This window comes from Candidatus Thiodiazotropha sp. AKIB8 (assembly GCF_058244675.1).
Genome location: NZ_JBSYOO010000039.1, coordinates 248,283 through 259,629 on the forward strand (window position 1 = coordinate 248,283; position 11,347 = coordinate 259,629).

Annotated in this window: 7 protein-coding genes and 1 tRNA gene; 2 read left to right on the forward strand and 6 right to left on the reverse strand. The window is 47.3% G+C overall.

Annotated elements, in window-relative coordinates; genetic code table 11:
- The first annotated feature begins 210 nt into the window (after positions 1 to 210).
- Positions 211 to 480 carry a hypothetical protein gene (locus AC4IFB_RS13075; RefSeq protein ID WP_490776558.1) on the forward strand — a complete coding sequence of 90 codons (270 nt, stop codon included), beginning with the start codon at positions 211 to 213 and terminating at the stop codon, positions 478 to 480.
- Here AC4IFB_RS13075 and AC4IFB_RS13080 read toward each other — a convergent pair.
- From AC4IFB_RS13080 to AC4IFB_RS13095, 4 genes are all read right to left on the reverse strand, one after another.
- Complete coding sequence (locus AC4IFB_RS13080) at positions 477 to 3,167, reverse strand: MGH1-like glycoside hydrolase domain-containing protein (RefSeq protein WP_490780392.1); 2,691 nt, start codon at positions 3,165 to 3,167, stop codon at positions 477 to 479. The genes AC4IFB_RS13075 and AC4IFB_RS13080 overlap by 4 nt on opposite strands.
- A gap of 30 nt (positions 3,168 to 3,197) precedes the next feature.
- Entirely contained in the window at positions 3,198 to 5,192 is a 1,995-nt protein-coding gene (locus AC4IFB_RS13085; protein WP_490780393.1) for an amylo-alpha-1,6-glucosidase, read from the reverse strand.
- A gap of 1 nt (position 5,193) precedes the next feature.
- Positions 5,194 to 6,009: an SDR family oxidoreductase gene (locus AC4IFB_RS13090; RefSeq protein WP_490780394.1), complete on the reverse strand. Its 816-nt coding sequence runs from the start codon at positions 6,007 to 6,009 to the stop codon at positions 5,194 to 5,196.
- A 227-nt stretch (positions 6,010 to 6,236) separates the two neighbouring features.
- Positions 6,237 to 6,569, reverse strand: coding sequence for a nitrous oxide-stimulated promoter family protein (locus AC4IFB_RS13095; protein ID WP_490776562.1), 333 nt, complete (start codon positions 6,567 to 6,569; stop codon positions 6,237 to 6,239).
- A 629-nt stretch (positions 6,570 to 7,198) separates the two neighbouring features.
- On the opposite strand from AC4IFB_RS13095, the gene AC4IFB_RS13100 reads away from it, so the two are divergent.
- A complete protein-coding gene (locus AC4IFB_RS13100) occupies positions 7,199 to 9,256 on the forward strand; it encodes a S8 family serine peptidase (RefSeq protein ID WP_490776563.1) in 2,058 nt (685 codons plus the stop codon).
- A gap of 1,112 nt (positions 9,257 to 10,368) precedes the next feature.
- Here the strand turns inward: AC4IFB_RS13100 and AC4IFB_RS13105 are convergent.
- Positions 10,369 to 10,445 (reverse strand) — tRNA-Val (locus tag AC4IFB_RS13105).
- Positions 10,446 to 10,523: 78 nt separating this feature from the next.
- Positions 10,524 to 11,177: a protein-L-isoaspartate(D-aspartate) O-methyltransferase gene (locus AC4IFB_RS13110; protein ID WP_490780395.1), complete on the reverse strand. Its 654-nt coding sequence runs from the start codon at positions 11,175 to 11,177 to the stop codon at positions 10,524 to 10,526.
- Positions 11,178 to 11,347 lie beyond the last annotated feature (170 nt).

Sequence of the window (11,347 nt, forward strand, 5' to 3'; positions counted from 1 at the left end):
TAAATTATATAAAACCGCAATATTATGGCATTAACTCAGATTCTGCATACCAAGAGTATAGGGGGTTACCCTAGCTAGGGTTATCCTGTATCAGGGATAAACAGGCAGCTGGTAAAATATGCATACTAGGGAAATCACTAACTTCCACAGACAACCAAATTAGGCTATGTTGTTTTTAAGTCAGTCAGTTGAAATTCCATGGAGGGAATTATGCGCGAATTAAACCCAAGATTTCTCCCTGATAGTGAAATACTTAAACTTGCCGAACAGGGCTTAGAATTTAGTTGTCCTGTCTGTCAATCAAAATTAAAACCATACCCATTGACCTGGCGACGTGGAGAAAAACTTGGTGGATTAACCTGCCTCAATGACGGCAGTCACTTTTTGGTCTACGGTGACGAAGCAAAGAAGCTAGACTCATTCCATGCCTGGATTGAAGAAATATCTTGCCATCAGATCAGACTATCTTCTTATTATTAACCCAAGGATTCATCCTCACCAAGAAAAACAGGAATATCCTTTCGATAACGTCGCATTACCAGGTTCGCCAGTAATCCTGTCCAGCCTGTCTGATGAGCAGCACCCAGACCCTGTCCTGTCTCGGCGTGGAAATATTCATAAAACAGATTAAGATCTCTCCAGGCCTCATCCGATTGGAAGGGGCTATCTCGACGCAAGGCAGGCACCCTGCCCTCTCCATCTCGGTTATAGAGCTTAACCAGCCGATCTGATATCAGTGTAGCGATATCCCTCAAGGTAAGGGGTTCGTCTGAAAGTGCTGGTACTTCATATTTAAAGCCATCGCCGAGAAAACGATGAAACTTCTCTATAGCCTGTATTAATGCGTAGTTAGTGGGTATCCAGATGGGGCCACGCCAATTGGAATTCCCCCCAAACAGGCCGCTTTCTGATTCTCCAGGTGAGTAGTGAATACCGATTTGGCCTATTCCTGGTAGCTCTCCCAGGTCTCGATAATTTTCATGCAACTTGCTAAGACTGCGTATGCCATAGGGAGATAGAAACTCATCTTCATTTAACAGCCTGTTCAGGATACGCGGCAACATGGAGTGATCGACAAGTGCCAGCAGATGCTCACCCTGATCATTCTCCCAGTCGGGACAGGCACAGACATAACTGCCTTGAAAGAGCCCTTTCTTATGCACCTGAAGCATTTTCCTGAATCTGGGTACGTTCTCCAATAAACGTTTATCCACAACTTCTGTAGCAAACATGGGAATCAAGCCGACCCATGAATAGACATCAACCCGGTGATGTTCTCCCTCTGGTGTTATCAGCAGATCCTTAAAAAAACCAGCCTCCATATCCCACAGTGAGGGACCACCCTCATCACCGCCGCTGATCGCCTTGGCTATGGATAGAAACTGCTCATAACACTGGATGGCAATATTTTCATAGTCACTGTCATCTATGGCGAGTTCCAATGCCATCACAGTCATGTTTAAAGCGAACATTGCCATCCAGCCTGTGGCATCGGCTTGTTTCAGGGTATAACCCGGAGGTAAGGGTTTTGAGCGATCATAAACAGAGATGTTGTCTAAGCCCAGAAACCCACCTTCAAATAGATTCTGGCCATGCTTATCCTTGCGGTTGATCCACCATGCGTAGTTGAGTAACAACTTATGAAAGACCCGCTGAAGATAGCTGACATCTCCTTTTCCTCTCTGAATACGCTCAGCACGATAGACTTTTAACGCGCCCCAAGCATGTACTGGCGGATTGACATCACTAAAAGACCACTCATAGGCAGGAATCTGTCCATTGGGATGGAGATATTTTTCACCCAGCAATAGTTCAATCTGCTGTTTGGCAAAGTCCACATCCACCAATGCCAACGCCACGCAGTGAAAAGCAAGGTCCCAGGCAGCAAACCAGGGATACTCCCAGGCATCGGGCATGGAAAAAATATCTGCGGCTTTAAAATGGCGCCATTGCTGATTACGACCACGCTTGCGTGATGCGGGTGGTGTGATTTGGTCACCATTCATCCAACGAAAAACATCAAAGTGAAAGAACTGCTTGCTCCAGATCATGCCGGCCAGGGCCTGACGCATAATACGATGATCCTCCAGGCCACCCTCAGGCAAAAGTTCGTCATAAAACAGATCCGCCTCGCTACGGCGCATGGCAATCACCCGCTCAGTTTTTTCAAAAGGTCTATCCAATAGATCTTCACTGAGTATCAGGTCGATGTTTCTTGATGCCCCACCTGCCACTTCTAATCGATACCAAGCAGCAAATTTTGTCCCCCTTTTCTGGGGATTAACTGCTGAGGCCTCTTCATCAATAATTCGTCGATGAAAGGCATCCTTAACAAAGGGTGACTCTGGAGCGACGCCCCAGTGGCGTTCGGTATTTGTTTCATTTTCTGTAAACAGCAACTCTGCTTGTTGCTCACCATATAAGTGATAACTACCCAATTCATTATGTTTTGCAGCCACACACCATGCTGCACCTTCAGTTGCTGTTTCACTTTTCAGTTCAGGCTTTTCCCCTTCATCACCCCAGGACCAACTATTTCGAAACCAGAGCTGAGGTATCAGATGCAGCTCAGCTGTATCATTGGAGCGGTTATGTATCGTAATTCGAATATGGATCTGTTTGGGCCCTGCCTTGGCATAGATGACCGATATGTCCCAATATCGATTTTGCTCGAAAGCACCGCTATCCAAAAGATTGAAAGGAGGGTCGAGTCGACTCCGTTGATGATTCTCCTCCACCAAGCGTGCATAGGGATAGGCCGATTGAGGATATTTGTAGAGATAACGTAACCAGCTATGGCTGGGGGTGGCATCGGAGTAGAAGTAGTACTCCTTTACATCTTCCCCCCGATTCCCTTGATTCCCTGTCAGACCAAAGGCCCGCTCTTTCAGAATGGTGTCCTGGCCGTTCCAAAGAGCCAATGCAAAACAGAGTCTCTGCCCGATATCACTGATGCCCCCTAATCCATCCTCATTCCATCGATAAGCGCGTGAACGAGCCTGGTCATGATCAAAATACTCCCAAGCTGTGCCGCCAGGACTGTAGTCTTCCCTGACGGTTCCCCATGCTCTTTCGGAAAGATAGGGGCCCCACAGATTCCACTCGGCTTCCCCACTGCGTTGTTGTGCTAAGCGCTGCTGCTCTTTATTGAGTTGCTGGTCGTTCATTGACTACACCACCGAATGACGTTAATCAGATTACTGCTCATTCAAAATCTGTTTTTGCAGACGTTGCCAAGCTGACAGAGTAGAGGCCACTGACCAGGCTTGAGCCGGTGCTCCTCTGGGCAGATGAGGTGGATCTCCATCAAATATCTCACTGATATGTCCAAGGCCCGCGTCACCCAGATGATCCCTGAAAGGCATCAACCGTTGCTGGGCTGAAACAGCATCACCAGTGACAAGGAACTCCGCCCAGGCGTAGTGCCCGAGTAGCCAGGCCCAAACTGTACCCTGATGGTATGCACCATCCCGATCCGCAACGCCACCTTGATAGTGATGGGCGTAATCCTTGTGCCGCGGACTTAGAGATCGTAAACCGTACGAGGTCAGCAGCTGCTGAGCGCAAACATCAACCACCTCTTTGCGCGCATCCGCATCCAATGGGGAGTGGTGCAGACTTACTGCCAGAATCTGGTTGGGCCGAACTGTCGGGTCATCTCCTTTTGGTGTATCGAGAACGTCAAACAGACCGACCCCAAACTCTTGGCGGAAGCGTTGAAAGCTATCTTTCACTGCATCGGCAAGTTCGATATATCGTTTGTCAGACTTCTGCAATCTTTTAGCAAATCCAGCCATGATCACCAGCGCGTTGTACCAAAGGGCATTGATCTCTACTGGTTTGCCAATTCGGGGGGTTACTACCCACTCTCCTACTTTGGCATCCATCCAGGTCAGTTGTATACCCGGCTCACCTGCCCGTAGCAGATGATCATCACCATCCATTGAAATACCGTAGCGGGTACCTTTGATATGCCAATCCAGGATGCTTTGTAAAACCGGAAAGATCTGTTTAAGCGCTTCGAGATCTTCGCTGGCCTCAAAATAGTCTTGCCAGGCGCCGAAATACCAGAGTACCGCATCCACGGTGTTGTACTCTGCAGTTTCACCACTATCGATGAAGCGGTTGGGAAGTTGTCCCCGATCTACCAGTTTTGCATAGCTCATCAGAATTGAACGGGCACTCTCCAGACGACCGCATACCAGTGTCAGACCAGCCAGTGAGATCATGGTGTCACGACCCCAATCGCCAAACCATGGATAGCCGGCAATGATTGACTCTCCCAACTCGCCAGAGGGCAGTGTCCGTTTAATCAGGAAACTGTCAGCAGCCAATCTTAACTGCTGCACCCATTCTGGAGCCCCTGCAAATGGGCCAGTTTCAGGCTTGCACTCTATCTGATCAGCTTGCAGAAAAGCCTGCATGGAACCAGGCAGGTCGAAAGAGGTTTGCGGATTCAAACTCACTGCAAAACCAACCCATTCATCAGGATTCATTGAATAGACCAGTTGACCCAGAGAGAGATTGTTATCAACAGATGCTAACCCTCGCTCCTCTTCCCTAATCAAGTGAAAACCTTCGTGCCAGTCCTGTCTGGGTTCAACATTTGCTGGTGTTGTGTGTAAAAAGAGTCGCCCGCCTTCGGGCCACTCGATTTCGAGTTTGTCAGTGGTCTGTTTGAGAGAGGCTGTTGTGCCACGAACCGGCATATTACCGTGATGGTCTCGGTGATTGGCAAGCAGTTTCACCTTTAATATGGCCTGATCATCCCCACTGCCCCTACAACGATAGGCCACATAGGTGGTGTGCTCACCCGCCACCATCCAGATGCGCATCTCCAGAATCCGTTCTGCACAGGCAAAACGCCACACTGGCATACGTCCTTCCAATTTAAACTGTTCAAGATAACGATAGCCGCTTGGTTCAACGGCATTTCCGTACCAGCGATTAGTGAACAGTGGCCACTCGCGCCCAGCGACACTCAGCGTGGCATCGGCCTTGGTCATCAGCAGATGTCTATCCATAGCACCATGCAGTGGCGCAACCAATAATCCATGATAGCGCCTGGTGAGAGTCCCCGCGATGGTGCCACCTGCATAGCCTCCCAAACCATCCGTCAGCCACCACTCTCTTCTTTCTGCCTGGACCAGATCGCCGCAGATACTCCGTCCGAAACGGATCACGCTAGACATATCAGCCTCCCTCTCTGAATCCCGGATAGAGGGTCATACCACCATCGACAAAGAGTGTTGTACCGGTAACATAATCGGATTGATCCGATGCCAGCCATACCGTCGCCTTGGCAATATCATCGGGGTCACCAATGCGCTCATAGGGAATCAGCTCTAAGAGCGAAGACTCTGCCTCAGGTGTCTCCCATGCAGATCGATTAATTGGGGTACGTATGGCACCAGGAGCGATGCCGTTGACACGAATCTTTTGATGAGCCATCTCCTGGGCGACACTCTGCATGAACATCATCAAACCACCTTTGGATGCAGCATAATTAACATGACCAGCCCAGGGAATAACTTCATGCACAGAGGACATGCAGATCACCTTTCCCGCGGCACATGAGAGATCAGTAACCACTCCTCGGCGTATAAATTCACGCGTCGCGGCACGGGTGCATAAAAACTGGCCGGTCAGATTCACCGCCATCACCTTGTTCCACTGATCCAGAGTCATATCGACAAAAGCAGCATCACGCTGAATACCCGCGTTATTCACCAGAATATCGATACTCCCCCATAATTCAATAACCTGGCTGAACATCTGCTCCACATCGCTTTCATTGCTGACATCAGCAAAGATCGGCACAGCCTCGCCACCGAGTTGCTGGATCTCATCAGCGACTCTTTGCGCTTCAGCTTCATTTACCACATAGTTGATTGCAACTTTCGCTCCAGCCTGGGCCAGGCCCTTAGCCACCGCTTCTCCAATACCGGAATTTGCCCCGGTCACTATTGCCCTTTGTCCCGCTAAAACCTCTGATTGTTGACCGTTCATGTTTTTGTGCTCCTTTATTATTAGTCTGGCGGCTCAATAGGCTGGATATGCCCAACTATTCCCCGGCTACCCACAATGAAATCACTCTGTAGATTACCAGACAGTTGAGTATTGGGCTTATTAACCCATCCTACCCTGTTTTTCTCACATTCTAGCCCGGTAATTGTTACGGAAACATGATATTGAAGCAGTGCAGTTTGAGAGACTTTTAGTGATTTAGACTCATTTTACTTGCGATCTGACAACTGAGGGACTTTGCGAAACTTATCCAAAAGGTGGAACAAACTCATCAGAGGATGCCGGAACAGCATCCGGGGACCTGCATAGCGCATGACATCCTGTACCTGAGTGCGCATCTGCTTCGAGTAGCAATGCACTGTGCAGTGATTACAGGCGGGCTTTTCAGATTCAAAAGGACAAGATTCCAGACGCCTTTCGGCATAATCCAATAACTTTTCACAATCACTGCACAGCTTGCTGTCTGAATGGTGGTGATGCCTACAATAGATGACCATCATCGCAGCAATGGTCTTCTGTTCACGCTTGATTCTGGAGTTCACTATTTTAAGGTCATAGATTGTAAAATTTGGTTTTGGTCGAAATAAAGCGGCCCGAATTCAGTCCACCATTGTCACATTAATTTGAACTCAAGTGTAGGATGCAGCCCTGCTGCATCACACCTCGATCAACCCTCGCAGGATTGAACCATGCCGCGCCATCTTATAAATCTCACGCGGAGAGTTACTCTATTGAGCTGGTCTCTCCTCTGTTTCTGTATCGCTCAAAACCAGCCACAATTTTCCTAGCACACCAGTTATAAATTCAGAACATCATGAACACTGCTCAAGGAAAGGATAATTTATTGATTAAATCATTTTAAACATAATTTAAATAACTTAGGGTATCTCAATTGCCTATTCACTGAATAGTAGAGCGTACGTTTAATTAAGCGCTATTCACAACTTTTTTATCCGCACCCAACAGAGTTCAGTATAATGCAACGGCCTTCTCACTTTTTGTTTTAACCAGTTCAAACAAAACAGCATGAAAATTATCAAGGAAGGCAGTTCGTTAACTTTTTTATCTTTTTAGTCATTATTAACTTATTCAACTCTTCTTTACAGTCATTAGGGTTCAATTACATCTAAAGACTGTTCAAAACAATGGAATTCAGAAAAATGGAGTTTGTATGAAAAAAACAGAGTCACTTTCCTTCTCTAATAAAGCTTACTTATTATCACTATGCATGCTTGCTACGACGCCTCTGCTGGCCGGGCAGGTTACTGATCCAGCATATAGTGCATCTGCAACCAATCTTTCCTCAAGTAGCACAACCAACCGATTGATTATCAAATACAGACAATCATCGGAAACGAATAGACTACCAGAGGGCATGGCCAACTTACTTGATACCTTGTCAGGTGCTTCATCCAGTCATGTCAGAGAAACATTCAGTGGCGCTCAAGTCGTTCAACTGGATCAGGAGATATCTGTTGAGGATATGCAGGCAATCACGGATCAGATGGAACAGCAAGAGAGTATCGAATATGCAGAGCCCGATCTGATGATGTATCCCCTGCTTACCCCTAACGATCCCAGATATAGTGAACAGTGGCACTATTATCAAGAGACTAGCGGCATCAAACTACCAACGGCTTGGGATATTGCACAGGGTGCAAATACCGTTATAGCTGTAGTGGACAGTGGTTACCAACCACATTCTGATCTCAACCCAAACCTGCTGCCGGGGTATGACATGATCAGTGATGAATTCGTCGCTAATGATGGAGATGGACGTGACAATGACCCAACGGATACGGGTGATTATGAACCAAGCTGTAATGACTATATCAGCACATGGCATGGCACCCATGTAGCCGGTACTGTGGCTGCTTTGACCAACAATGCTGAAGGTGTGGCCGGTATCGCCTATCAAGCCAAGGTTGTTCCGGTACGGGTAATCGGCCGATGCGGCGGTTATCTATCTGACATCATGGATGGTCTAGCCTGGGCAGCGGGTTCAGAGGTTCCAAGCCTACCAATTAATGCAAATCCAGCTCAAGTGATCAATATGAGCCTCGGTGGTCCATCAACAGATTGCCCTCAAACTGCACTCACTGCAATAGAGACTGCCCGGCAATTGGGCGCTACCGTAATTGTCGCAGCAGGCAATAGCAGTGAGGACAGCTCTGGGATCTCACCAGCTAACTGCCCCGGAGTAGTATCCGTTGCTGCAACAGATATAAATGGTGAAAGAGCCAGTTTCTCAAACTTCGGTGACTTGGTTGACCTGGCAGCACCCGGCGTCGATATTCTCTCAACATATAATGATGGTGTAGTCGTCCCAGGGAATGAGAGTTACCGGGTTATGAGCGGCACAAGTATGGCGACGCCACACGTCAGTGGTGTTGCAGCCCTTCTCTACAGCTTGAAACCGGATATAACACCAGATGAAGTAGAAAGTATCTTGATAGAGAGTACGCAACCCTTCCCAAGTGATTGTGCAGGCTGTGGTAGTGGCATTTTAGATGCTCAGGCTGCAGTTGAGATGTTGCAACCAACCGACCCCGGCGTGACGCTGTTAAGTGATGGGGTAGCTATTTCAGACCTTGAGGGAGCAGTTGGTGATGAACTGATGTTCGCTATCGATGTGCCAGTTGGCGCCAGCAGTCTGACTGTAAGAATCTATGATGGTAGTGGAGATGCCGATCTTTACCTTCAATACGATAACCAGCCTACCCTGGATATTTTCGATTGTCGTCCCTATAGATATGGGAATGAAGAGCGATGTATCACACGACCTGTCGCACCTGGTAGACACTATATAATGCTACATGCCTATAGTGCTTTCTCAGGCGCCAGTCTGATAGCTGATTACCAACTTGAAGATCCAGAGCCTGGAACCGGTCAGATTTTCGAAAACCTGGATGATTACCCAATCCCCCAAGCAAACCTGTCAGGAGTCTTAAGCCCAATCATGGTTGATAGAACTGGCCCATCTGGTCAGATTCAAATTGAAGTAGGGATAGTTCATGACTGGGTTCGTGAGATTTCTGTAACCTTGATTGATCCCACAGGATCCAAACATAAGCTCAAAGGATTTGGTGGTTCAGGCGTGAATCTTTTTGAGACCTACTATCTTGATCTTGGGGATCTGCCCTCTGATAGTGAGTGGAATCTGCAAGTTAAGGATTTAGGCCCATTTGCAACAGGCAGCATCGATTATTGGAGAATCATTTTTCCTTGAGATAGATCATCACCTGGGTCCTGATCCAGGTGATGATCTATCAACTATTCATGAACACTGTTTTACGATAAAAGGCATTCAGATGTGGCAGAGAATATGCGTCCTTAGATGATTTCATCAAGGAGACTCAGCAATTAAAAGGACGAACTGGCCTGTTAGAAAATATCGGCTGTCCTGAAGAAGGTGACGAGCCCATAGTAGAGCTTTATCGAAACTGTATCTGTGGCTCGACATTAATGGAGTTTTTTTCAAACCGTCGTGACACTTCTGAGAAAGGCCAGAGACGCAGAGCTGTCTTTGAAAAAACCTTAGCATCAATGGTTGAAAATGGGATTCCGAGAGACGAGGCCAGAATTGAACTCATCGCGGTACTCCGCTACGGAAAAAGCCACATACTGGAAAAATTGGGGATTCAGATCAAGTTATCCTAATCGGAGATAGTAATATCAGATTTAAGGGCATCTCTTGTTATTCCGCTTTAAGACGAATCAGAAGCGCAGGAAAAACCGATCAGAAGGCCTGGCTGTTTGAGCAATGAATTTTTGACCTGTCGGTATTTCCGAACATCACAGCACTTATCTACCTACCGTATTCATTCCCACGCTGGAGAGAAAATGACTGCCGAAATAAATTCATCTGTAGGGTGTGGCCCTGCCGCACCATGCCCAACTAAAACCATAACCACCTGACGAGTCGGTGTAGAGACGCTGCAGGTAATGAACAAACCATCTGTATTTTCTTTGAGAATTCTCACCCTGATGGTGCGGCAGGGCCGCACCCTACGACTCACCATAGCTTTTGGTGAGGCATGCTCAAACACCAGAAAAAACACTCTCCACAGGTGGTTAATTTACGATTTGCAAGGGTAACTGAGAGAGGGAAGCATGTTTTTCAATCTATTCCTGCCGCAAGCAAAGGAGCAATTTGCGGCACAGTAGTGGATTGCTTTATCTAAAGCAGTAAAGAAAAGCAGGCATCGAACAACCAGCCAGATCCATCAGTTCAAAATATTATGATGGCAAAATCATTCTAAGGCAGAGATAAAAAAACCTCACTGTGTCAGTGAGGTTTTTTAGGCAGGGAATCAGGGAAAATTGACCCCAGGATCTATTTGGTAGGCGCGATTGGAGTCGAACCAACGACCTCTACCATGTCAAGGTAGCGCTCTAACCAACTGAGCTACGCGCCTGCGAAGAGGCGAATCATACAGGCAGCTACATAGAAATTGCAAGTCTGAAAAATGTACAGCTTGAATCGCCGGCCTATCTCACCGATCCCCTGTCAGGGGTACGAAGGTAACAGGTAAAAGATTGGATGCACTGACCTGCCCTGATTCATCTTTCTGCAATAGCATCAAGTCTTGTGTGTAGTGGCTTTTGCCTACTGGTAATACCAAACGACCACCAGGGGCCAGTTGATCAATGAGGGGCTGCGGTATCTCTTTGGCTGCAGCAGTCACCATAATCGCATCAAAAGGGGATTTCTCGGGCCAACCAAAATAACCATCCCCTATCTGGTAGCTGATATTCGTATAGCCCTCTTTCTCCAGTTGGCGGCGAGATCTCTGGGCCAGCTTGGGAATAATTTCAATGGTACAGAGGTGGTTGACCATCTCTGCAAGCACTGCTGTCTGGTAACCAGAGCCTGTTCCAACCTCCAACACCCTGTCTCCTTTTTTCGGTGCAATCAAATCGGTCATCAGTGCCACGATAAAAGGTTGTGAGATTGTCTGCCCTTTACCGATGGGGAGTGGACTGTTGTCATAAGCGTGGGGGCGAAAGCCTTTTTTAACAAAATGAGGTCGTGGAACCCGGCTCATTGCCGCTAGCACATGATCGGCCAGTCTATTTCTGCCTGTCATGCGGCAAGCGTAATTCGCTTCCGCTTTAATATCGTGGAGCATTCCGTCAAGATCTGCCATTGTCGACTCTAGCTAGTGCTGCATGTATATGTAAGTTTAGATTAGTTCCATTCTAGAATAACACCTGAATTTTTAAAGGCTTTCGTACAAAAACCTATGTAAATAGTTAAATCAGCATCTGCTGCCTGATTTTGAAATGGCCACTACGTTTCGATTAAAAGCGATTGTTA